Annotated in this window: 20 protein-coding genes; 13 read left to right on the top strand and 7 right to left on the bottom strand. The window is 70.4% G+C overall.

The features are described 5' to 3' along the window. The first annotated feature begins 61 nt into the window (after window positions 1-61). From QWJ39_RS08240 to QWJ39_RS08265, 6 genes are all read left to right on the top strand, one after another. Window positions 62-394: a hypothetical protein gene (locus QWJ39_RS08240; RefSeq protein ID WP_290257260.1), complete on the top strand. Its 333-nt coding sequence runs from the start codon at window positions 62-64 to the stop codon at window positions 392-394. Then, the gene (locus QWJ39_RS08245) at window positions 391-1446 is read left to right on the top strand and encodes a zinc-dependent alcohol dehydrogenase family protein (RefSeq protein ID WP_290257261.1); all 1056 of its coding nucleotides are present in this window, start codon (window positions 391-393) and stop codon (window positions 1444-1446) included. The genes QWJ39_RS08240 and QWJ39_RS08245 overlap by 4 nt, the downstream gene beginning before the upstream one ends. Then, window positions 1443-1883 carry a flavodoxin domain-containing protein gene (locus tag QWJ39_RS08250; protein WP_290257262.1) on the top strand — a complete coding sequence of 147 codons (441 nt, stop codon included), beginning with the start codon at window positions 1443-1445 and terminating at the stop codon, window positions 1881-1883. The genes QWJ39_RS08245 and QWJ39_RS08250 overlap by 4 nt, the downstream gene beginning before the upstream one ends. Continuing rightward, window positions 1880-3451, top strand: coding sequence for a DUF4389 domain-containing protein (locus QWJ39_RS08255; protein ID WP_290257263.1), 1572 nt, complete (start codon window positions 1880-1882; stop codon window positions 3449-3451). Before QWJ39_RS08250 ends, QWJ39_RS08255 begins: the two co-directional genes overlap by 4 nt. A gap of 122 nt (window positions 3452-3573) precedes the next feature. Further along, window positions 3574-4293, top strand: coding sequence for an SGNH/GDSL hydrolase family protein (locus QWJ39_RS08260; RefSeq protein WP_290257264.1), 720 nt, complete (start codon window positions 3574-3576; stop codon window positions 4291-4293). Window positions 4294-4344: 51 nt separating this feature from the next. Continuing rightward, on the top strand, window positions 4345-5226 hold the full coding sequence (locus QWJ39_RS08265) for a cytochrome c oxidase assembly protein (protein ID WP_290257265.1): 882 nt from the start codon (window positions 4345-4347) through the stop codon (window positions 5224-5226). A 45-nt stretch (window positions 5227-5271) separates the two neighbouring features. On the opposite strand, the gene QWJ39_RS08270 is transcribed toward QWJ39_RS08265, so the two are convergent. The 3 genes from QWJ39_RS08270 to QWJ39_RS08280 form a co-directional block, all read right to left on the bottom strand. Beyond that, complete coding sequence (locus tag QWJ39_RS08270; protein ID WP_290257266.1) at window positions 5272-5727, bottom strand: DUF4282 domain-containing protein; 456 nt, start codon at window positions 5725-5727, stop codon at window positions 5272-5274. A 164-nt stretch (window positions 5728-5891) separates the two neighbouring features. Beyond that, complete coding sequence (locus QWJ39_RS08275; protein ID WP_290257267.1) at window positions 5892-6896, bottom strand: aldo/keto reductase family protein; 1005 nt, start codon at window positions 6894-6896, stop codon at window positions 5892-5894. Window positions 6897-6936: 40 nt separating this feature from the next. Continuing rightward, the gene (locus tag QWJ39_RS08280; RefSeq protein ID WP_290257268.1) at window positions 6937-7317 is read right to left on the bottom strand and encodes a hypothetical protein; all 381 of its coding nucleotides are present in this window, start codon (window positions 7315-7317) and stop codon (window positions 6937-6939) included. A 203-nt stretch (window positions 7318-7520) separates the two neighbouring features. Between QWJ39_RS08280 and QWJ39_RS08285 the strand changes: the two genes are divergently transcribed. Continuing rightward, complete coding sequence (locus tag QWJ39_RS08285; protein WP_290257269.1) at window positions 7521-7919, top strand: YchJ family protein; 399 nt, start codon at window positions 7521-7523, stop codon at window positions 7917-7919. A 28-nt stretch (window positions 7920-7947) separates the two neighbouring features. Here QWJ39_RS08285 and QWJ39_RS08290 read toward each other — a convergent pair whose 3' ends face one another. The 3 genes from QWJ39_RS08290 to QWJ39_RS08300 all read right to left on the bottom strand — a co-directional run bounded on the left by QWJ39_RS08290 (window position 7948) and on the right by QWJ39_RS08300 (window position 11534). Further along, window positions 7948-8688, bottom strand: coding sequence for a hypothetical protein (locus QWJ39_RS08290; RefSeq protein WP_290257319.1), 741 nt, complete (start codon window positions 8686-8688; stop codon window positions 7948-7950). Between the two features lie 433 nt (window positions 8689-9121). Beyond that, entirely contained in the window at window positions 9122-11053 is a 1932-nt protein-coding gene (locus QWJ39_RS08295; protein ID WP_290257320.1) for an acyl-CoA dehydrogenase family protein, read from the bottom strand. A 151-nt stretch (window positions 11054-11204) separates the two neighbouring features. Then, on the bottom strand, window positions 11205-11534 hold the full coding sequence (locus QWJ39_RS08300; protein WP_290257270.1) for a hypothetical protein: 330 nt from the start codon (window positions 11532-11534) through the stop codon (window positions 11205-11207). 286 nt (window positions 11535-11820) lie between these two features. Between QWJ39_RS08300 and QWJ39_RS08305 the strand changes: the two genes are divergently transcribed. From QWJ39_RS08305 to QWJ39_RS08315, 3 genes are read left to right on the top strand one after another with little or no spacing between them, the layout of a single operon-like run. After that, window positions 11821-13269: a DUF3375 family protein gene (locus tag QWJ39_RS08305; RefSeq protein ID WP_290257271.1), complete on the top strand. Its 1449-nt coding sequence runs from the start codon at window positions 11821-11823 to the stop codon at window positions 13267-13269. Between the two features lie 23 nt (window positions 13270-13292). Then, a complete protein-coding gene (locus QWJ39_RS08310; RefSeq protein ID WP_290257321.1) occupies window positions 13293-14192 on the top strand; it encodes a DUF4194 domain-containing protein in 900 nt (299 codons plus the stop codon). Beyond that, complete coding sequence (locus tag QWJ39_RS08315) at window positions 14189-17686, top strand: ATP-binding protein (RefSeq protein WP_290257272.1); 3498 nt, start codon at window positions 14189-14191, stop codon at window positions 17684-17686. Before QWJ39_RS08310 ends, QWJ39_RS08315 begins: the two co-directional genes overlap by 4 nt. Window positions 17687-17742: 56 nt before the next feature. Here the strand turns inward: QWJ39_RS08315 and QWJ39_RS08320 are convergent, their stop codons facing one another. After that, window positions 17743-18237: an FBP domain-containing protein gene (locus tag QWJ39_RS08320; protein ID WP_290257273.1), complete on the bottom strand. Its 495-nt coding sequence runs from the start codon at window positions 18235-18237 to the stop codon at window positions 17743-17745. Window positions 18238-18723: 486 nt separating this feature from the next. Between QWJ39_RS08320 and QWJ39_RS08325 the strand changes: the two genes are divergently transcribed. From QWJ39_RS08325 to QWJ39_RS08335, 3 genes are all read left to right on the top strand, one after another. After that, window positions 18724-19788 carry an iron-siderophore ABC transporter substrate-binding protein gene (locus tag QWJ39_RS08325; RefSeq protein WP_290257322.1) on the top strand — a complete coding sequence of 355 codons (1065 nt, stop codon included), beginning with the start codon at window positions 18724-18726 and terminating at the stop codon, window positions 19786-19788. 8 nt (window positions 19789-19796) lie between these two features. Beyond that, entirely contained in the window at window positions 19797-20807 is a 1011-nt protein-coding gene (locus tag QWJ39_RS08330) for an iron ABC transporter permease (protein ID WP_290257274.1), read from the top strand. Window positions 20808-20872: 65 nt separating this feature from the next. Continuing rightward, on the top strand, window positions 20873-21838 hold the full coding sequence (locus QWJ39_RS08335; RefSeq protein WP_290257323.1) for an iron chelate uptake ABC transporter family permease subunit: 966 nt from the start codon (window positions 20873-20875) through the stop codon (window positions 21836-21838).

The following is a 21838-nucleotide window of genomic DNA, read 5'->3' on the forward strand; positions in this document are numbered from 1 at the left end:
GCGCTGAGGCGCCATGAGCCCCTTGGGACACGCTCATCACAGCAGCCGCGCGAGGTCCTTTTTGGCGCATCCGTCCCACGGGGACCCGCGCATCAAGGTGGTGCTGCACGCTGACCCGGCGTCCGAGACAGTCCGGGTGGACGTGCGCGGCGTCGTGACGACGACGAACATCCGCGCGCTCTATGTCGTCTGCCGGCGGGTGGTCGCCAAGTTCGTGGGCTTCGAAATCGTCGTGGACCTCGGCCATGCCCGGGTAACCGCGGCCGCCTTCGACGAACTCCGCGAACACGCCCGCCAGTCGATCGTCTCCTCGGGGATCGATGCCTCCGTCACGCCCTGCCGCCTGCGGATTGTCGATCCGCCGGTGGTCCTTCGAGTCAAGGAGTCTGCATGAAGGCCCTCGTCTATGGCGGCCCCGGCAAGAAATCCTGGACCGACGTCCCGGATCCGGTGATCACCAACCCGAGCGACGCGATCGTCCGGGTGGATACCACCACCATCTGCGGCACGGACCTGCACATCCTCAAGGGCGACGTGCCCGCCGTGACCGAGGGGCGGATCCTGGGCCACGAGGGCGTCGGCACCATCACCGAGGTGGGATCCTCGGTAACCAGCCTCAAGGTGGGGGACCGGGTGATCATCTCCTGCATCAAGTCCTGCGGGCATTGCGCCAATTGCAAGACCGGCCTGTACTCGCACTGCCTCGGAGAGGAGGGGAAGTCCGGGACGGGCTGGGTCTTCGGGCACCTGATCGACGGTACGCAGGCCGAGTTCGTCCGGGTTCCGTACGCGGAGAACTCGCTGCACCTGCTGCCGGAGGGCGTCAGCGACGAGGAAGCCGTGATGCTCTCCGACATCCTGCCCACGGGCTTCGAGATCGGCGTGCAGTACGGCCGGGTCAAGCCGGGGGACACCGTTGCGGTGATCGGGGCCGGGCCGGTGGGCCTCGCGGCGATCGCCACGGCCGGGCTCTACGGGGCGGCCACCATCATCGCCGTCGACCTGGATGCGAACCGGCTGGAGAAGGCCCGGGAATTCGGGGCCACTGACGCCGTCCTCTCCAGCGACGCCGACTGGAAGGACCAGGTCCTGGCCCGCACCGACGGGCTGGGCGTGGACGTGGCGATCGAGGCGGTGGGTGTCCCGGCGACCTTCGGCATGTGCACGGACATCGTCCGTCCCGGCGGCACGGTGGCCAACGTGGGCGTGCACGGCAAACCCGTGGAACTGCACGTTGAGAACCTCTGGATCCAGAACATCAACATCAGCATGGGCCTGGTGAACGCCAACACGACGCCCATGCTGCTGAAGCTGGTGGCCCGGCACAAGATCCCCGCCGCCAAGTTCGCCACCCACCGGTTCCGCTTCGACCAGTTCCTGGACGCCTACGACACCTTCGCCCGGGCGGCCGACACCAAGGCGCTGAAGGTGGTGATCAGCGGATGAGGGCCCATGTCGTCTACGACTCCGCCTACGGCAACACCAAGTCGGTGGCCGAAGCCGTGGCCGAGGTCTTCCACGCGGACCCCATCCCGGTCACCGACTTCCGGCCCTCCGACCTCCTGGCCGGAGACCTGCTGGTCCTGGGCAGTCCGATCAACGGCTGGCGCCCCACGCCCAAGGTCACCGAGCTGCTCTCCGGCTTGGGCGACGGCGACCTGGCCGGCGTAAAGGCCGCCGCGTTCGACACCCGCGTGAGGATGTTCATCCACGGCGATGCGGCCAAGAAAATGGCCCAGTCATTGAAGGACCATGGGGCGGACATCATCTCCGAACCCATGCCCTTCTACGTCCGCGGCAGTGAGGGCCCGCTGCGGCCCGGAGAGATCGAAAAGGCGACCCGTTGGGGCCAGTCGCTACTGGAGGCGGCGGAAAGGCCATGAAGCCCGGGCGGGTAGTCCTGCTGGTCCTCGGCTCGCTTGCCGCGCTGCTGGGCCTGGGCCTGCTCGCCGGTTCCGCCGCGACCGGCTGGGCCAACTACCAGCAGCGCGACGGCGGCTACTTCACCACCCCCACGGAACGGTTCGCGGCGGACGGCTACGCGCTGACGCTTCCCCGGATCAACATCCTGGACGACGGCGGCATGCGCCCCAACGGGACACTTCCCGGGACGGAGGCGACGCCGGGCAGCATCCTGCTGCGCGGTTCGGCCGCGGATCCGTCCCGGCCGGTGTTCATCGGAATCGCCCGCCAGGCCGACGTCGCGGGCTACCTCGCCGGCGTCCCGCACGCCGAGCTCGCCGACGTCAGGTTCTCGCCCTTCCAGGCCGACTACCGCACCGTCGCCGGAACGAAGGCCCCCGGGCGGCCGGCGGAGCAGACCTTCTGGGCCGCCTCCGTCTCCGGGACGGGCAGCCAGGAGCTGCGCTGGGACATCCGGCCGGGCAACTGGGCCGTCGTCATCATGAACGCCGACGCGGCGAGCCCGGTGGCCGTGGACCTGAGCGGCGGGGTCCGTTCGGAGCTCCTGCTGCCGATCTTCATCGGCCTGCTGATCGCAGGAGTGGTGCTGCTGGGGGTCGGGGTGCTGCTGATTGTTTTGGGCGCGGCGGGGCTGGGGGCCGCAGGGCCGGGCGGCCCCGGTTCCGGCTGGGCCGGTACGGGCGGGGGTCCGCCGCCGCCCGGGTATCCCGTGCCGCCGCCACCCTATGGTTACCCGCCGCCGTCGCGCATATACCCCGCCCGGCTCAGCGGCCACCTGGACCCGCAGCTGTCCCGGTGGCTGTGGCTGGTGAAGTGGTTCCTGGCCATCCCGCACTACGTCGTGCTGTTCTTCCTGTGGTTCGCGCTGGTGGTCACCACGATCATCGCGGGGTTCGCCATCCTGTTCACCGGCCGGTATCCGCGCTCGCTGTTTGCCTTCAACGTGGGCGTGATCCGGTGGAACTGGCGGGTAGCGTTCTATTCCTACTCGGCGCTGGGCACCGACCGGTACCCGCCCTTCACCCTGGCCCGGACCGACTATCCCGCCGACTTCGACGTCGACTACCCGGAGCGGCTCTCCCGCGGCCTGGTGCTGGTGAAGTCCTGGCTGCTGGCGATTCCGCATCTGCTGATCGTGGGGATCCTGACCGGCACCGTGCGCGGCTGGGGCGGCCGGGAGCGCTACTGGGACGGCACCGAATGGGTGCAGGAGAACGCCGGGATCTCCCTGATCGGGCTGCTGGTGCTCATCGCGGGGGTGGTGCTCCTGTTCACCGGCCGATACTGGCCGGGCCTCTTCGACCTGCTGATGGGGCTCAACCGGTGGGTCTACCGGGTCATCGCCTACGTGGCCCTGCTCAGGGACGAGTATCCGCCGTTCCACCTGGACCTCGGCCCCGCCGACCCCGGCGACGCGCAGCCGGCGCCGGCACCCGGCCCGACCTGGCCGACGCCGATCCCGCCCGGACCAGTCCCACCCGCCCCGGTCCCGCCGTCGCCCGGTCCGGTCCCGCCGCCGGCTTCCTGAACCCGTTTGCCCAGGGGGTGGCGTCCACAGCGGGCGCGGCTACACTGGCAACAGTCGGCAACGTTGCTGTATCCAGCGTCCCTGCGGGGGCGGACACGGCAGGTTCCAGGCAGGAGGCGATCATGGCAGTCACCTTCTTTTCGCGCGGCGGTCACGGACGGCACGTCGCCGTTGGTATTGCGGCCTGCCTGGTAGCGGCGGCCCTCGCCAGTTCCTCGCAGCCGGCGGTCACAGCGGCACCCGCGGTGCGTGTGGTGGTAGTCGGCGATTCGCTCAGCACCGGCCACGGCACGTCCCCCGATCACGCTTGGCCGGCCCTGATCCGAACGGATCCCGCCCTGTCCGGGTTCCAGGTGATCAATGCCGCGGAAAACGGCAGCGGCTACGTCCGCCCAGGCGATGCCGACGGCACCTTCGGGAGCCAGGTGGACCAGTTCGTCACACCGGACACCGGCGTCGTGGTGTTCTTTGGTTCAGAGAACGATCTTGGCTACGCCCCCGATGACGTCGGCGAGGCGGCCTCGACGGCGCTGGCCCACGCGGAGGTCGTGGCCCCTTCGGCCAAGCTGATCGTGGTGGGCCCGCCGTCGTACACCACGGACCCCGACCCCGGCCTTCTCGATATCCGGGCCCAGCTCAGGAGCGCCGCGCAGGGTGCCGGCGCCGAGTTTGTGGACCCCATCGCCGAGGGCTGGATCAGCGACGACGTCGAGGACCTGATCGGGCCCGACGGCGACCACCCCACCGTGGCCGGACAGGAATACCTGCTCCAGCACATCGCCGCCGTGATCGAGCACGCCGCGCCGGAACAGAACCCGCAGCCGGGCCGCCCGGCCGAATAGCGCCGCCGCCGATCCCGGGGAATTCCTAGGAAACGCCCGTAAGGTGGGCGCGTGCCACCTCTCGACGTCGTTATTTCCGCTTGGCAGGTCGACTGGACCGCGCTGGTCCTCGCGCTGATCGCCGGCACCCTCTACGGCCTGGGACTTCGGGCCGCGGCGGCAAAGGGAGGCAGCTGGCCGCTCTGGCGCACGATCGCCTTCTATCTCCTGGGCCTCGGCTCATTCCTGCTGCTGACCTGCGGATTCACGGGCGTCTACAGCGCCGGGCTGCGGTGGGCGTTTACGGTCAAGATCACGCTGCTGCTCTTCGTCGTCCCACTCCTGATCGGCCTCGGAAAACCCATCGGACTGGCTCGCGCCGCCTTGTCTGAGCGCGGCGCCGGACGCCTGGACTTCGTGCTGGGCCACCGCCTGGTCCGCTTCGTCAGCAATTCCCTGGTGGCCCCGCTGCTGGGCCTGGCGCTCTTCTCGACGTTCCTGACCCCGGCGTTCTATGTGCTGCGGGCCAACCCGCTGGCGGAGGCCCTGCTGACCGTGGTCATCCCGCTGTTGGGCCTGCTGATGGCGCTGCCCATCATCGAGGAGGCCGACTTCCACCGCTCCAGTGCCTTCATCACGCTGGAGTTCGTCTTCGTCTTCATCGAGTTGCTGGTGGACGCCGTCCCCGGCATCCTGCTCCGGCTGAACGGCCAGGTTCTGGACCTGATGACGGCGCGGCAGGCCGGCCCCGGCTGGTTCCCCGACGCGCTCCGGGACCAGCAACTGGCCGGGGACGCGCTCTGGTTCATCTGCGAGGCCGTGGACCTGCCACTGATCATCCTGATGTTCATGCGGTTCTCCCGCACGGACAAGCGCGAGGCGCGGAGCTTCGACGACCTGACGGACAGCGAACTGGAAGCCCTCAACGCCGAACACCTGCGCCGGGGCCGCTAGGCCTGTACTGCCGCGCGGCTGCCGCGCCGGGCCGCGTCCGCCGGGTTACTGTGCCGGCGGGGCGGGAGGCTGCCCGGAGCCCGGGTACTGCTGGGGCTGCTGCGGTGCCGGGTACTGCTGGGGTTGCTGCGGTGCCGGGTACTGGCCGCCGTGGGTCTCCCAGGACTGCGGACCCACCGGGCCGTGCTGCTGCGGGCCCAGGTGGGCGCCCGGAGGGGTGCCGCCCTGCATCCGGATCAGTTCCGCGGTGTTCTCCGCGGTCCGGATGCCGGCCACCAGGGACTCGAGCCCGATCCGGGCCAGGGCCAGGTAGATGATCACGATCAGCGGGCCGATCACCAACAGCACCAGCACCCCGAGGACGGGGTTCCGGCTGGCGAAGGCCGAGATGACGAAGAAGAGGTACATCACGCCGAGGGCGATCATGATCAGGATGTAGACGATCCTGGCGATCGACGGCGCGACGAACCGGGTGAAGGAAAAATCGAAGAGGTTTTTCATTGGCTCCCCCAAGGAGTGGCCCGCCGCCTGCGTGGCGGGATCGTGTCGGTTGTGCAGAGCCTAACCGAAACACGCTCCCGCCACCGCAAGGCGGCCCGGCGCGCCAGCCCCGGGTCGTGCCGTCCCCGCCGCGCCACCCCCGAAAGGGCTCGTGCAGTCCTGCGTCAGGCCTCGCGCGACGCCGGGGACTTGGTCTGCGCCGGATCGCGCTCGGCCAGCGAACCGATGGCCGCATCGATCTTGTCCATGATGCCCTGGTCCAGCTTCACGCCGGCCGCAGCGACGTTCTTCTCGATCTGTTCGGGGCGGGAAGCGCCCATGATGGCGGAGGCGACGTTCTTGTTCTGCAGCACCCAGGCGATGCTCAGCTGCGCCATGGTCAGCCCGGCCTCGTCGGCGATGGGCTTGAGTTGCTGCACGCCGGTGAGGACCTCGTCGGACATCCAGCGCTCGATCATCCGCGCGCCACCCTTGGAATCGGTGGCGCGGCTGCCCTCCGGCGCGGGCTTGCCCGGGTGGTACTTGCCGCTGAGCACGCCCTGGGCCATGGGGGACCAGACGATCTGGGACAGGCCGAGCTCCTCGGACGTGGGGACGACCTCGGCCTCGATGACCCGCCACAGCATGGAGTACTGCGGCTGGTTGGAGATCAGCTGGAAGCCCAGTTCCTTGGCGAGGGCGTGACCGTCGCGGATCTGCTGCGCGGTCCATTCGCTCACGCCGATGTAGAGCGCCTTGCCCTGCCGGACGATGTCGGCGAAGGCCTGCATGGTCTCTTCCAGCGGGGTCTCGAAGTCGTACCGGTGGGCCTGGTAGAGGTCGACGTAGTCGGTCTGCAGCCGGGACAGGGAGCCGTTGATGGACTCCATGATGTGCTTGCGGGACAGCCCCAGGTCGTTGTGGCCCTTGGGACCTGTGGGGCCGAAGACCTTGGTGAAGATCTCCAGGGATTCGCGCCGCTCGCCCTTGAGCGCCTCGCCGAGGACGGTCTCGGCGGCCGTGTTGGCGTAGACGTCGGCCGTGTCGAAGGTGCTGATTCCGGCGTCGAGCGCCGCCCGCACGCACTGGGTGGCGACGTCGTTTTCCACCTGCGAGCCGTGGGTGAGCCAGTTGCCGAAGGTGATTTCCGAGATCTTGAAGCCGCTGTGGCCGAGGTATCTGAATTCCATGGGTCCCAACGTAGCCCAGATACCCGGGCCCGGTAAGGGCTCAGCTGGCCTTGCGCTCCGGGTGGCCGGCGGCGGGGAGCTCGCGGACGGAGACGGTGACCTCGGGTGCCGCGGCCGCCTCGGCCCGTGCTCGGGCCCGGGCATCGGCGCGTTCGACGGCGGCCGCCCATTCCGGGGAAATCTGTGGTTCCTTGCGGGCCGGCTTCAGTTTCGGGCTGATTTTCGTTGCAGGTTTCTGAAAAGCGGGCGCGCCTGCGCGGCGCCCGAAGAGGGCCATGCCCAGCGTGGCGATGAGCCTGCCGAGGCCGGCGAGCAGGAGGGTGATGACGAAGGCCCCCGCGACGCCGACGAACATGACGACGCCGATCACGAGGGTGCCGGCGTAGGTCAGATTCATGGCGGTGGTCGTCGGGTCTTCCACGTCGCCTCTCCCTTCCAAGCCTGCTGCGGGCCGTTCCCGGCCACCGTTAACCTTACGGAGAATCGGCCGCCGACGCGCCGGGAAACGTCGGCGGACCCAGGATGTGTCCAAGCCGATACTTTCGGTCCCTCGGTGGCGCGGCAGCGGCATATAGTCGGTGTCAGCTCCGGACCACGAGGGATCGGGCGAGGAAAGGGAATCACGTGCAGCAGTCAGGGTTCGAGGGCCGGTGCCCGTGCCTCTCCGGTGAGCAGTACGGGCAGTGCTGCGGCCGGTACCACCGCGGGGAAGCGGAGGCACCGACCGCCGAGCAGCTGATGCGGTCCCGGTACAGCGCGTTCGTGGTCCTGGATCCGGACTACCTGCTCCGCACCTGGCACCCGGAGACCCGGCCGGCGGAGCTGGACCTGGATCCGGAGATCCAGTGGCGGCGGCTGGACATCCTCGCAACCCACCGCGGCGGTCCCCTGGACAGCGAGGGAACGGTCGAGTTCGCGGCCCATTACCGGGTGGGCGGGGAGCGCGGCGTCCAGCGCGAGACCAGCCGGTTCCGCCGGCTGGACCGGCGCTGGTACTACCTCGACGGCGTCGAAGGCCGCTAGCGGTGCCGTTCCCCGAAGGGGGCTGGAGCTAGCGCTCCACGACCGTTTCCACCGGGGTGAAGCCCGCGCGGTCCACCTTGCGGTGGAAGCGCATGCCCGCGAGGCCGCCCAGCATGGCGCCGACCAGGGCCACGACGGCCACCACGACGGCGGCGATCACGCTGGTGGTGGTGAGGTCGCCCTCGTTGACCGGGATGCGCGGGAAGCTGTTCAGGTTGGCCAGGACGTCGAACTTCTGGCCGGCGGTCATGGCCAGGATGGCGACGACGACGGCGGCGATCAGCGCCCAGATCCACACCATGAGCCCCTGCCGCGCGCCGTTGAAACGCGCCATCCGGCCGGCCACGTAGCCGCCGCAGTAGTACGACAGGAACAGGATCACCAGAAGGGTGATGATCCCGGCGAGGCCCACGGTCTGGTTGCCGGAGGCCTGGTTCACGGCATCGTTCACGTTGGTGTTGGTGGCGAGGCCGACGGCGGTGCCGGCGGCGGCCACCAGTGCGGTCAGGATCACGGCCATGCCGGTGGCGGCGAGCCAGCCGAAGAAGGCGGAGCCGACCTTGATGCCGCCGAACTGTTCCTTTTCACGGGCCACGACCGTTTCGCGGGTGGGGACCTCCTCGACGACGGTCTCCCGGTCCAGTCGGTCGGGGCGGTCCAGGCCGTCCTGGCGGGGGTCGCGCGAGCCGTGGATGGGCCGGTTGTCGTGGTGGTCCCGGGCGGCCGTTGCGGCGGCGGCACCCGTTGCGGCGCCGGCGGCGGCGGGCATGGCGCGGGTCTCGGTGGAGTGGCCAGCCCTGTCTTCCGCCCGGAGTTCACGGTTCTCGGCGCGCGTCTCGGCTGCGGCCGCGGCGGGAGTCTCCGCGCGGTGCTCGGCGTGGTGGCCGGCGTGCTCTTCGGCGGGCCGGACGGTCTCGGTCCCGGCGGGGCGGACGGGCTCGGCGGTGTCCTGCCGGGCGTCGTGGATCCGGGCGTCGTGGCCCGGTTCGATGTCCGCCGTGCTCTCGCGGCGGGGGGTGCGGTCTTCGGGGCCTGCTGTGCTGCTCATGATGGCTGCTCGCTTTCATTGGGGAACCCGTGCCGGCTGTTCCGGCCGGGCACGGCAATGCTTCGACCGTCATCAGGTCTTGCCATACCTAACCACGCAAACACACCTAATAGCAAGGTTGCTTATTATTAGGGAACGCGGACGTCGCCGCAGGTCAGTGGTAGCTCCGATGCAGGTTTTCCGCCCTCGACTCGCGTGGGGAGGCGTCGGCGATCCAGGGGCCGGTGCCCTCCGACTGATCCAGCACCCCGGCCTCCAGCCACTCGTAGTCGCCGGCCAGCACCCTCGCCGTCAGGCCGCGGTCGCCGTCGTCGGTGTTCCGCCAGAGCTGGTCGAAGTATTCCTCGACCCGCACCCGGGCCTGCGCGCAGTAGGCGTCGGCCAGTTCGTAGGCGGAGGCCCCGCGCTCCGGCGCGGTGCGCAGCAGCATCTCGGCCCGGGAGCAGCAGGCGGAGATGGCGAACAGCTCGGCGCCGATGTCCACGATCCGGCCTAGGAACGCCTGCTTGTGCTCCAGCCCCGCCTGCCAGCGGCCCATCCCGTAGAAGGTCTGCCGCGCCAGCTTCCGTGAGGCGCGCTCGACGTACCGAAGGTGCCGTGCCAGCCGGCCGAATTCGCCGTAGGACCGCGGGTCCATGCCGTTGCCGGCGAGCAGTTTCGGCAGCCAGCGGGCGTAGAACCCGGAGGCGCCGACGGCGGCCCGGGCCTTGTCCGGCAGGCTGGCGTCCGCGGTGGCCAGCGCGCCCGCGGCGGCCAGGTGCGCGTCCACGGCCTCCCGCGCGATCAGCAGCCGCATGATTTCCGAGGATCCCTCGAAGATCCGGTTGATCCGCATATCCCGCAGCTGTTGCTCGGCCGGCACCGCCCGCTCACCGCGTGCCTGCAGGGAGTCCGCCGTCTCGAAGCCGCGGCCGCCTCGGATCTGCACCAGCTCGTCCGCGATCCGGCAGCTGATCTCCGTAGACCAGAGCTTCGCCAGCGCCGCCTCGATCCGGACGTCTTTCTGCCCGGCGTCGGCCAGCTCGGCGCACAGTTCGAAGACCGCATCCAGGGCGAAGGCGCTCGCCGCGATGAAGGCGATCTTCTTTCCCACCGCCTCGTGCCGGCCCACCGGGCGGCCCCACTGGGTGCGGGCGTTGGACCATTCCCGCGCGATCTTGAGGCTCCAGCGACCCGACGCCACACAGAGGGCCGGGATGCTCAAACGGCCGGTATTCAGCGTGGTCAGGGCGATCTTGAGGCCCTGGCCCTCCCGTCCCAGCCGGTTGGCGGCGGGCACCCGAACCCGGTGGAAGCGGGTGACGCCGTTCTCGATGCCCCGCAGGCCCATGAACGCGTTGCGGTTCTCCACCGTGATGCCGGGAGAGTCCATCTCCACCACGAACGCGCTGATGCCGCCCCGGTGCGCGGTGCCGTCCGGGTCCGTGCGCGGCGGCACCACGGCCATGACCACCACCAGCTCGGCAATCACCCCATTGGTGGTCCACAGCTTCACCCCGTCCAGCAGGTAGGAGGAGCCGTCGTCCGAGGGCACGGCGGTGCTGCCCATCCGCGCGGGGTCGCTGCCGACGTCGGGCTCGGTGAGCAGGAACGCGGTGATCGCGCCGGCCGCGCACCGGGGCAGGTACTCGCGCTTCTGCTCCGCTGTGCCGAAGACCTTGACCGGTTCGGGTACGCCGATCGACTGGTGGGCGGAGAGCAGCGCCCCCAGGCTCGGATGCACCGAGCCCAGCAGGGCCAGCGCGCGGCCGTAGTAGACCAGCGTGAGGCCCAGGCCGCCGTACTCGCGGGGGATCTTCATGCCGAACGCGCCCAGGTCCGCCAAGCCTTTGATGTATTCGTCCGGGATTTTCGCCTCCCGCTCGATCACCCGGCCGGACATGGTGCGGCAGTAGACCGTGAGCCGCTCCATGAACGCCTCGCCGCGTTCGACGTCGTCAGCCGGTGCCAGCGGCCAGGGATGGATCAGGCCCGGGTCGAAGCTGCCAAGGTAGAGGCCCTTCGCGAAGCTGGGCCGGTCCCAGCTGGTGTCCCGGGCGGCCTCGGCGACGGCGCGGGCGGTGTCCGCGGTGGCGCCGGCCCCCAGTTCGTCGGCCGGCGGGGCCTCGACGGCGGGGTGTCCGGTGTCCGGCCCCGGATCAGGGGCGGCTGGGTTGTCGACGGCGGAGCTCACTGGGCATCTCCCCTCACCGGACTGGCCGGCTCAAGCCCTGGATCCGCCGCGGGTGGAGGACCCTTCAGCTGTCCCGCAAGACTACTCGCGGGTAGGTGCCGGTGCTAGGGGACGAGTGCCCGATCAGTTCGCCCGGGAAGTCGCCGGGCAGTTCCACCTGGCCCGCCTGGTGGACCAGGTGCTCCCACGCCGTATTGATGCCGGAGACCATGCCCACCAGGGTCCGGATGACGAGGAACCAGGCCAGCTTGCCGACCCCCAGCAGTGCCAGGGCCACCGTCGCCGCCGTCATGATGAACAGGGCCAGGAGTGCGGCGAAGAGCAGCGTCCCGCCGAACACCAGGGTCCCGGTTTCCACCGTGGTCAGATCAAACAGGCTCGCATCGAACTGCATTCTTCCTCCTGCAACGGCGCTTCGGCTGAATCAGTAGCCCGAGCGTAGGGCGGGGGAGGGGGCCCGTTCCAGAGTCCCGGGGTGCGTCGGCCTCTCTTGATACGGGATCGAGACGCTACCCGGTGGTAGGTCACGAACAGATCGCAGGAGCCCCACCAGAAACATGAGCAACGGGGGTCGCGTATTCGGTGCGGAGCAGCGAGGTCGGCGCCGGCGTTGCCTGCGTTAACCTTGTAGCTGGCAGTTTTGCGTCGCTGCCGTCCCCCGGCAGCGAGAGGAGAGTTGCGTGCCCGGATCCGCCCTGTCCTCCGCGGACGCCATCAGCGCCCGGCTGCGCGAGCTGGAACTGCTGACCAAGGGACCCGCGTGGGCGCTGACCCGCTCCGCCCCCTGGGTGATCGCGGTCCTGCAGGCCTCCTTCACCCGCACCCGGCCGCAGCTGCCGCTGGAACAGTTCCACGCCGACGTCGACGCCTTCCTCGAGCAGCTCCGCCGCCAGGAGCCGGGCCTCGGCGGGTCGGCGAACGGCAAGGCCTTCGGCGACGAATGGACTCGGAAGAACTTCCTCACCCGCCGCAACCAGTCGGGCCAGATTGTCTACGAGGTCACCGAACCGGCGGCCCGCGTGCTGGCGTTCCTGGACAGCCTCTCCAGCGAACGCTCCACCCTCAACGGATCCCGCCTGGGCACGTTGCTGGGCGACGTCGAGAAGCTGGCCAACGAAACCAACCCGGACCAGAGCGCCCGGCTGGAGGCGCTTCAGGAAGAGATCGGCGAGCGGCGTCAGCTGATCGAGGTCATCAGCTCCGGGGAATTCGACGGCCTGCTCGACGACGAGGAAGCCGTCGAGGCCGCGGGCAACATCCTGGACCTCGCGGCGAGCCTGCCCGCCGACTACAAGAAGATGCGTGACCGGATCGAGGAACTGGTGGGCGAACTCCGCAACCAGATCATCGAGGAGTCGCTCAGCAAGGGCGCCACGATGGCCCAGGTCCTGGAGGCGGACAAGCGGCTCCGGCAGAGTCCGGAGGGCAGGACGTTCCGGTCCTTTACCGCCTTCCTGGAGGACCCCCAGCAGCAGCTGCGGTTCCGTTCCGCGATCGGCGAGGTGCTCAGCCGCCAGTTCGCCGACGACCTCAGCCAGGAGGAACGGGAGACGCTGAAGAACCTCGTCGCCGAGCTCCGCAGCCAGCACAGCCAGATCCAGCGGATCTACGGCAAGCTCAGCGAGAGCCTGAACACCTACGTGCAGAGCGACGACTACCGCCAGTCGGTGCGGCTGCGGAAGGTGCTGCGGGAGGCCGAGCAGGCGATCCGCTCGCTGCCGTACGAGCGCGAGCGGCCCGGCCTGGTCCGCGGGCCGGTGCTCTACAACGCGGGCTTCGAGTCGCTGGCCATGATCAAGCTCTTCGACCCGGACGAGTTCGCGGCCCCGCCCAAGCTGGCGGACCCGATCGCCTTCAGCGACTCGGACCGGGCGCGCTCGCCGCGCACCGGCAAGGCCAACCCGGCCGCCATCCGCGGCGCCGTCGCCGGGGCGGCCACCCTCGCCGAAGCCTGGGAGCAGCTCCCCGCCGACGAACGCCACATCAACTCCATCCGGGCGCTGCTCTCCCACGCGCTGCACCAGGGCGCCGGATTCGACCGCGGCGGTTGGCAGCCGCTGGACTTCGAACAAATCGACGGGTCCACCCGCACCGCCTACCTCCCCGTCGTCACGCTTAAAGAGGACTGAAGATGACCGAATCGCCGCAGGACATGCCCGACGCCGGGGCCGAAACGGCCGCAACCCGGGCGCACGCGGACCCGTTCACGGTGACTCCCCGCGACACCTTCGTCGACGGCGCGGCCCTCTTCCCCGGCGACACCGGGGTGCTGCCGATGAAGGTGCGGCAGGCGCTGGTGAAGCTGCTTAAGGGCCCCTACATCGACGGCGGCCGGGACGAGAAACTCTGGACCACGCTGCTGGACAACCAGCTGATCCTGCGCAGCCGGCTCTCCGAGCTGTTCCTGACCCTGCAGCTGGACCACGAGCGCAAGGTCGCCGTCCTGCGTCCGGTGGACCCGGAGGCCATCGGCGGCAGCGCCCGCTCCAGCATCCTGCGCCAGCAGCGGGCCCTCAGCCGGGTCGAGACGATCGTGCTGCTCCGGCTGCGGCTGCTGCTGGACCGGCACGTCACCGCCCAGACGGACCCGACCATCACGCGGGAGGAAATCGCCGACCTCGTGGCCCACTACCAGCCCGCCGGCCAGCAGGACGCCCTGCGCGACGCCGACGTCGTCAACCGCGCCATCGCCAAGCTCCTGGCCCGCCAGTTGCTGTTGGGCACCGGCCTCGACGACGTGTACACCATCTCCAACGCCCTCCCGCTGGCCCTGCCCTTCGAGAACATCGGCGACATCCCGGCGCACATCGAAGCCCTGATCGCCGCCGGCACCGACCCCACCGGCACCGAACCCCTCCTCGAACTCGATGGGGACGCTGCTCCGGATGGTGACGACGCCATAGACGACGGCGATGCCGCCCCGGGAGTGGCATCGGGCCTGTCGGAGCCGGACGGCCTGCTGCTTGCAGCAGAGCCGTCCGGCGAAGGGGCGGGGGCGGCATCGCCGTCGGCGTCACTCAGCTCCACCATGGAAGCGGAGGCCGCCGAATGAGCATTGCAACCATGCTGCCGATGGGCGAGCTGACGAACCCGGGGCAGATGCGCCTGGCCCTGGTGCAGGTGGTCAATTGGGGTACATTCCATGGCGCGCATACGATGCACGTGGACCGCAACGGCACGCTGCTGACGGGCAACTCCGGCGTCGGCAAGTCCACGCTGTTCGACGCGATGCTGCGCGTCTTCGATGCCCGGCCGCGGTCCAATGAGGCTGCGGCGCAGCGGGCCGGCGGGGCCGTGGAGGACAAGCGGACCACGTTCACGTACATGCGCGGCAAGGTGGGGGACAAGGCCGTCGGCGAGGGCTCGGCCAGCGCCTACCAACGCCCCGGCGCCACCTGGTCCGCCGTCGCGCTGACGTTCGACAACGCCGCCGGGACCCGGGTCACCATCTCGGCGCTCTTCGACCTGCCCAAGAACGGCACCGAATCCAGTGTGGGCCGGTTCTACCTGATCGACAACAAGCCGCTGGACCTGGCCAAGGTTGAGGGGATCGCGGAGAAGCGGTTCACCAAGTCCACGCTGGATGCCATCTTCCCGGACGCCCAGATCTTCGACGTGCACAAGGCCTTCGCGGAGCGGTTCCGCCGCCTGCTGGGGATCAACTCGGACCAGGCGCTGCCGCTGCTGCGCGTCATCCAGGCTGGCAAGGGCCTGGGCGGCAGCGTGAACACGTTCTTCCGCGACCAGGTGCTGGACGCCCCGGCCACCCTGGCCGCCGCGGACGACGTCGTCGAGGAGTTCAGCAACCTGATGTCCATCCGGCAGCGGCTCGAGGACGTCCGGCAGCAGCGCGACCAGCTGGCCCCGGTCCCCGGCCTGAACAAGGAGTACGCCCAGTCGCTGCTGGACGCGAACCGGCTGCGGGAGCTGGCCGGCGAGGAATTCGAGGCCTACCGGCAACAGCTCGCCGTCGCCGTGCACGAGAAGACCCTGGCCCGGTTCAAGGACCTGGCCCAGGCGAAGGCCAAGGACCTGGCCGCCGAGCGGACCGTCCGGGACGGGCTGGCCAAGGAACTGCGCCAGCTCGAGGCCGAGTACAACAACCAGGGCGGCAACGCGATCTCCGCGATCGAACAGTCGCTGGAAAACGCCCGGGTGGGCCTGAAACTCCGCGAGGAAGTGGAGGCCTCCGCCCGGAAGGCCCTCAGCGACGCCGGCCTGGAGCTCGACTGGACCGCCGCCGGCTGGGAGCAGGCCCACGAGCACGCCGCCGCGCGCTCGGCCGAACTCAAGGACGACTCCGAGGCGCTGAAGGAACTGCGCTTCGAGGCGTTCGACAGCCACGCGGCGCGCAAGCGTGAACTCGCCGCGGCCCAGCAGGAACTCGTCTCACTCAAGACCCGCAAGTCCCTCCTGCCGCCGTCGAGCATCGAGAACCGCACCGCCATCGCCGCCGCCACCGGGGTCCCGGAGGAGCAAATGCCGTTCGGTGGGGAGCTGATCGACCTCGCGGAGGGCCAGGAACGCTGGCGCCCGGCCGCCGAACGCGCCCTGCGGAGCCTCGCCACGACGCTCCTGGTGCCGGGCGAGCACTTCGCCGCCGTCACCCGCTACCTCAACGACCACACGGTCCGCGGTGCGCTCCGGGCAGTCGACATCTCCAAGCCGCTCGCGGGCGGCGCGCTGGCCGTGGCGGAGGCGTCCGACGGCGACCTGCTGGGCAAGCTGGACATCCTCTCCGCCGGGCCCGAGGGCAGCGCGATTGCCGAGGCCGGGCAGTGGATCCGGGAGCGGATTGCCCTGGACTTCGCCTACCCCTGCGTGGAGAACCCGGACGAGCTCGCCGGCCTGGACAAGGGCCTCAGCCTGGGCGGCGTGGTCAAGCGCAACCGCCACACCGTCGAAAAGGATGACCGGTTCACCGGACGGCAGGACTACGTCCTGGGGTTCGACAACGCCGCCAAGCTGGACCTGGTGGCGGCCCAGGTGGAGGAGCTGGAACGGGAACTGGCGCGGGCCGCGGAGCTTGCCCAGGACCGCGAGGAATCGCACCAGGGCATGACCCGGCAGCTCGAGGCGCTGCGGCGCGTCGCCGAGGACCACCGGCCCTGGGAACAGGTGTCCGCGGCGGTCGCCGCCGAGGAACTGGCCCGGATCGAACAGCGGCTCAAGGACGCCCTCGCCGCCCAGGCGGACCTGGAACCGCTGCGGGCCACGGTGGAGACGGCCCGCCAGCGGCACCAATCCAGCACCGAATCCGCCGCCGTGCTGCAGAGCGAATACAAGGCCCTGGACGCGCAGCTGACCACCGCCGACTCACTGCTGGACGCGGCCCGGCGCCGGCTCGCCGAACAGCCGCCCTCCCCGGAGGCCGCCGCGGCCCTGGCGGAGTACTTCAGCGGCTTCGGCGACGTGCTGGAAATGCACGAACTGGACCTGCTGGCCAACCAGGTGCGGACCCGGTTGCTGGCCGAACTGCACGCCGCAGAGTCCCGCGGCCAGGCCACCGCCGAGCGGCTCACCCGCATCTTTGAGGGCTTCGTCCGGGAGTGGGGCACGGCCATCTCCGCCGACCACGGCACGTCCATCGGCGCCGCGGGCGAGTTCGAGGCCCGCTACCACGCGATCGTCAGCGACGGCCTGCCCGCCCAGGAGGCCGAATTCCGGCAGTTCTTCAACCAGCGCACGCACGAATCCTTCTCCACGCTGCTGCACCTGCTGGACGAGGAACGGCGCTCCATCACCAGCCGGATCCTGCCACTGAACGGCATCCTGTCCCAGGTGAACTTCCACGAGGGCAGTTACCTGGAGCTGGACATCAAGCAGACCCTGCCGGCCACGGCCAAGCAGTTCAAGGACGCCATCCAGAACGCCCTCAAGGTCCGGCACGCCAGGCCCGGAAAGACCGCTGGTGCGCCCACGTCGGCGGACGACGACGTCGAACTCACCACCCGGTACAAGTCGCTGGAAACCCTCGTGAAGCGGCTCGGCTCGCAGAGTCCGGAAGACCGCCGCTGGCGCGCCGAGGTGCTGGACGTCCGCGGGCACCTGTTCATCCAGTGCAAGGAACACCGCGAGGTGGCCGCCCGCGCTGACAAGTCCGGCGCGGTGAAGTCAGGCGCGGCGAAGGGCGCTAAGAAGACCGAGGTCTTCATGCACGCGGACACCGGCTCCATGTCCGGCGGCGAGCGGCAGCGCTTCACCGCGTTCATCATGGCGGCCGCGCTGAGCTACCAGCTGGGCATCGCCGAGCAGGGCTTCACCACCTACGGCACGGTCATGATGGACGAGGCGTTCGTCCTGGCCTCCGAGGAATTCGCCGGCGCCGGCATCAAGGCGCTGCACGAATTCGGGTTCCAGCTGCTGCTGGCCGCCCCGGAGAATGTGATCGACCTGTCCCGGCACCTAGGTTCGGTGACCGAGATCCTCCGGGACAAGCGCACCAACCGTTCCGGCGTGCTGACGGCCCCGGTGATCGCCCCCGACGCCGCCGACGGCGGGGCCTGGCGGTCCGAGGCGAACCCGGTGGACATCATCCTGCGCTGACGCCGGCGCGCCCGGGCAGCTCAAGGAGCCCGGGCGCGCAGGACGCGACGGGGCCGTCAGGCTCCGCGGACGCGGTCCATGAACTGCGCGGTGCGGGCAATCAGGCCCTCGACCTGGCGGGCGACGGCCGCCTCCGGGTCCGGGTTGATGTCGTTGACCGGCGGCGCCACTCGCACGTTGCGACAGCAGCCGAAGTCCGCACAGATCAAGGTGCCCACGGTGTTGCCGTTGCGCCCCGACTGGCCGGCCCGCTTGGCCACCCAGAGCAGCACGTCGTCCTTGGAATGGATGTCGCGGCACAGTTCGCACAGCACCGCGCGGTTTTTCTTGGCACCGCCCTCGGGGGCGCGGAGCATGATGCCGACGGGCCCGTTGGCGCCGGGAAGCATTAGGTAGCCGCGCAGCGGCATCTTCCCGTCGCGCCAGCCGAGGAAGTCGAGGCTATCCCAGTCCAGGCTGTCGAAGTTCCTGGGCAGGGTCAGCTTGGCGGCTTCGGAGCGGCTGGCGTTGATGAAGGAGGAGCGGATGCGGGCAGCGGTGATTTCGTACATGGGAAGGTCTTTCGGGATCGGAGAGCTCCGTCCGGCGCGTTGGACGCGCGGGGGGAGGGGGCAGGCAGCTGCCGGCCTGCGATTCCGGTGGGGAGGCGCGGCGGCGTTAGGCCGCTGCGGATCCGTACATGGTGGAGAAGGCCGGCGACGGCGCGGGCGCGATGCAGGCCGCAACGGCCACCCCGCTGACTGCCGCTGGAGTCATCGCCATGATGTCCGCCCACTTTCCCTCGTCGCATCCGGAGGTGGTTTCTGACCTTCCGGCGCCGGTTTCCGATGCCCGGCCCCGCCATCCTCGCAAACGCGGAACCCGGTGTCCAGTCCGCCCTTCGCGGGCAGGCGAGGTGCCCGAGGCAATTACGTCACTCAAAGCTTGCGTAATCAGCATGAGGATAGGTTAGCCTTACTTAGGTTTGCATCACCTACCTAAGGATCATCGTGACGTCCCCGCTCGCTACGCCTCCCACCCGCTCCGCCGGCCCCCTCCTGAGCCCGCGCTCCTTCTCCCGGCGCGGACTCGCCGCCGCCGCCCTCGCCGTCGTCGCCGGCCTAGGCCTGGCCGGCTGCTCCACCGGCCCCGCCGGCGCGCAGGAGGCTGGGACCGCCCCGACCGCCACCGCCGGGTACCCCGTGACCATCAAGCACGCCTTCGGTGAGACGACGCTGGAGCACCAGCCGCGGCGCGTGGTCACCGTGTCCTGGGTCAACGACGACGTCGCCCTCGCCCTGGGCGTCGTGCCGGTGGGCCTGCCGAAGAATGACTGGGGCGGCAACAGCCGGGCGTCGACGCCGTGGAAGGACGCCGCGCTGGACCGGCTGGGCGCCGGAGCCGGCTCCGCCACCGCCCCCACGCAGTACTCGGAGGCTGACGGCATCAACTTCGCCGAAATCGCCAAGCTCAACCCGGACGTGATCCTCGGCGCCTACTCCGGCCTCAGCGAGGAGGACTACCGCAAGCTCAGCGACATCGCCCCCGTGGTGGCGCAGCCCGGCGTCGCCTACGGAACCGCCTGGCAGGACTCCACCGCCATGATCGGCAAGGCTTTGGGCAAGGAGGCCGAGGCCGCCAGCCTGGTCGCGAAGACCGAGGCCACGGTCAGGGACAAGGCCGCCGCCTACCCCCAGCTGGCCGGCAAGACCTTCATCTACGGCAACCTGGAGCCGGCCAAGAGCGACGGCGTGAACATCTACACCGCCAACGACAACCGTCCCCGGTTCCTCTCCAGCCTGGGAATGACCCTGGCCCCCGTGGTGGCCTCGAACACCAAGGATTCCAAGGAGTTCTTCATCCCCTGGTCCGCCGAAAAAGCCAACGAGCTCGCCTCGGACCTCTTCGTCACCTGGATCCCCGACGCCAAGACCGCGGACTCGATCAAGCAGCACCCCCTGCTCGGCCAGATCCCCGCGATCAGGAAAGGTGCCCTGGTCGCGGACCCGGACAACACCCTGACGCTCTCCATCTCCGCGGCCTCCCCGCTGAGCCTGCCGTGGGCGCTGGACCGCTTCCTTCCCCAGCTCGCGGCCGCGGCGGACGCCGCCGCGGCAAAGTAGGGCGCCCCATGCCTTCGGCCCGGGGGCGGAGCGTCCGCGCCGGCTGGCTGCTCGCCGCCGTCGCCGCGTTGGTCCTGGTGTCCGCGGCCTCGCTGGCGGTGGGGGCCCGGCAGCTCAGCCCGGGCACCGTCGTCGCGGCCCTGACCGGGTTCGACCCGGGCAACGGGGACCATGCCGTGGTGCAGGCCCGGGTGCCGCGCACGGTGCTGGGACTCCTGGCGGGCGGCGCGCTGGGCCTGGCCGGGGCCGCCATGCAGGGGGTGGCCCGCAACCCGCTGGCGGACCCGGGCATCCTGGGCATCAACGCGGGGGCGGCGCTGGCCGTGGTCGCCGGCATCCACCTCGCGGGAGTGACCTCGCTGACCGGGTACCTCTGGCTCGCGTTCGCCGGGGCCGCGGCGGCCGCCGTCGTGGTCTACCTGATCGCCGCGGCGGGCCGGGGCGGCGCCACCCCGGTGAAGCTCGCCCTCGCCGGTGCCGCCCTGAGCGCAGCCTTGTTCTCGCTGATGAACGTGGTCCTGATCTCCAGCCAGGACACCCTGGACCGGTTCCGGTTCTGGCAGGTGGGGGGACTCGCCGGACGGGACTGGTCCGTGGTGCTTGCCGGGCTGCCGTTCCTGGCCGCGGGCGCCGTGATGGTGGTGGGTGCCGGGCGCGCCCTGAATGGCCTGGCCCTGGGGGACGACGTGGCCCGCGGACTTGGCCAGCGGGTCGGGCTCTCCCGCGGGGTCACCGCGTTCGGGGTGGTGCTGCTCTGTGGGACGGCGACGGCGCTGGCCGGCCCGATCGGCTTCGTGGGCCTGGTGGTGCCGCACGCGGTCCGGCTCCTCTCCGGCCCGGATTACCGTTGGATCCTGCCGCTGTCCCTGGTGCTGGGTCCGTGCCTGCTGCTGCTCGCGGACCTGGCCGGCCGCGTGGTCCTGCTTCCGGGTGAGGTGCCCGCCGGGATCATGACCGCCCTGGTGGGCGCCCCCGTCTTCGTCTGGCTGGTCCGCAGGAGCAAGGGGGCCGCGCTGTGAGCGCCCGGCTGCTGCCCCTGCGGCCGTCCCGCCCGGCGGTGCTGCTGGCATTCGCCGCCGGCGGGATGTTCACGGCGGCGGTCCTGCTGGGCAGCTACACCGTCACCGTTCCGGACCTGTGGAGGGTTTTGGCCGCGCACTTCAGCGGTGCCCCCAGGATCCCGACGGTGAGTTTCATGGTGATGGAGCTGAAGCTGCCGCGGGCGGTCACGGGCGCCATGGTCGGCGCCGCCTTCGGCCTCTCGGGGGCGCTGTTCCAGACTTTGCTGCGGAACCCGCTAGCCAGCCCGGACATCATCGGCATCAGCTACGGGGCGAGCGCCGCGGCGGTCACGGCCATCGTGGTCTTCGGGGCCTCCGGCGCCGCCGTGTCCGGGGCCGCGCTCGCGGGCGCCCTCGCCGTCGCCCTCCTGATCTACGCGATCTCCCGCCGCGGTACCGGCGGGAGCGGGGCGGCCGGCGGGCGGCTGATCCTGGCCGGCGTCGGAATCGCCGCGGCGCTGCAGGCGGTGGTCAGTTTCCTCATGACCCGCTCCGACATCCGGACCGCCGCGGATGCCCTGGTCTGGCTCAGCGGCTCGCTGAACTCCGCGGGATGGGAACGGGCGGGGGTTCTGGCCGCGGCCCTGCTGGTGCTGATCCCGGCGGCCGCCGCCCTGGCGCGGCCCCTGCGGATGGTCGAACTCGGCGACGACGCCGCCGCGGGGCTCGGCGTGCGGGTCGGCGCCACCCGGTTGGGCGTCGTGGCGGCTGGCGTCGGCCTCGCGGCCTGCGCGACGGCGGCGGCCGGCCCGGTGGCCTTCGTCGCCTTCCTCGCCGGCCCAATTTCCCGCCGCCTGACCCGCCGGACCAGCCTGCCCGCCGCGGCCCCGACCGGGATGCTGATCGTCCTCTCCGCCGACTTCCTCGCCGCGAACGTCGCCCCGCTGCTCCTGGCCGGAACCGTCCTCCCCGTGGGGGTCGTGACCGGGGCGCTGGGCGCGCCCTTCCTGCTGTGGCTGCTGGCCACCGCCAACCGAAAGGACACCTGA

This window comes from Arthrobacter sp. YD4, from assembly GCF_030410515.1.
Lineage (GTDB): Bacteria > Actinomycetota > Actinomycetes > Actinomycetales > Micrococcaceae > Arthrobacter.

Coding starts and splice junctions, on each gene's coding strand:
- QWJ39_RS08260 (WP_290257264.1), top strand. CDS start 3,574: ATGGCAGTCACCTTCTTTTCGCGCGGCGGTCACGGACGGCACGTCGCC.
- QWJ39_RS08335 (WP_290257323.1), top strand. CDS start 20,873: ATGTTCACGGCGGCGGTCCTGCTGGGCAGCTACACCGTCACCGTTCCG.
- QWJ39_RS08270 (WP_290257266.1), bottom strand. CDS start 5,727: ATGAAAAACCTCTTCGATTTTTCCTTCACCCGGTTCGTCGCGCCGTCG.
- QWJ39_RS08300 (WP_290257270.1), bottom strand. CDS start 11,534: ATGCAGTTCGATGCGAGCCTGTTTGATCTGACCACGGTGGAAACCGGG.
- QWJ39_RS08245 (WP_290257261.1), top strand. CDS start 391: ATGAAGGCCCTCGTCTATGGCGGCCCCGGCAAGAAATCCTGGACCGAC.
- QWJ39_RS08320 (WP_290257273.1), bottom strand. CDS start 18,237: ATGTACGAAATCACCGCTGCCCGCATCCGCTCCTCCTTCATCAACGCC.
- QWJ39_RS08315 (WP_290257272.1), top strand. CDS start 14,189: ATGAGCATTGCAACCATGCTGCCGATGGGCGAGCTGACGAACCCGGGG.
- QWJ39_RS08310 (WP_290257321.1), top strand. CDS start 13,293: ATGCCCGACGCCGGGGCCGAAACGGCCGCAACCCGGGCGCACGCGGAC.
- QWJ39_RS08275 (WP_290257267.1), bottom strand. CDS start 6,896: ATGGAATTCAGATACCTCGGCCACAGCGGCTTCAAGATCTCGGAAATC.
- QWJ39_RS08330 (WP_290257274.1), top strand. CDS start 19,797: ATGCCTTCGGCCCGGGGGCGGAGCGTCCGCGCCGGCTGGCTGCTCGCC.
- QWJ39_RS08250 (WP_290257262.1), top strand. CDS start 1,443: ATGAGGGCCCATGTCGTCTACGACTCCGCCTACGGCAACACCAAGTCG.
- QWJ39_RS08290 (WP_290257319.1), bottom strand. CDS start 8,688: ATGCCCGCCGCCGCCGGCGCCGCAACGGGTGCCGCCGCCGCAACGGCC.
- QWJ39_RS08255 (WP_290257263.1), top strand. CDS start 1,880: ATGAAGCCCGGGCGGGTAGTCCTGCTGGTCCTCGGCTCGCTTGCCGCG.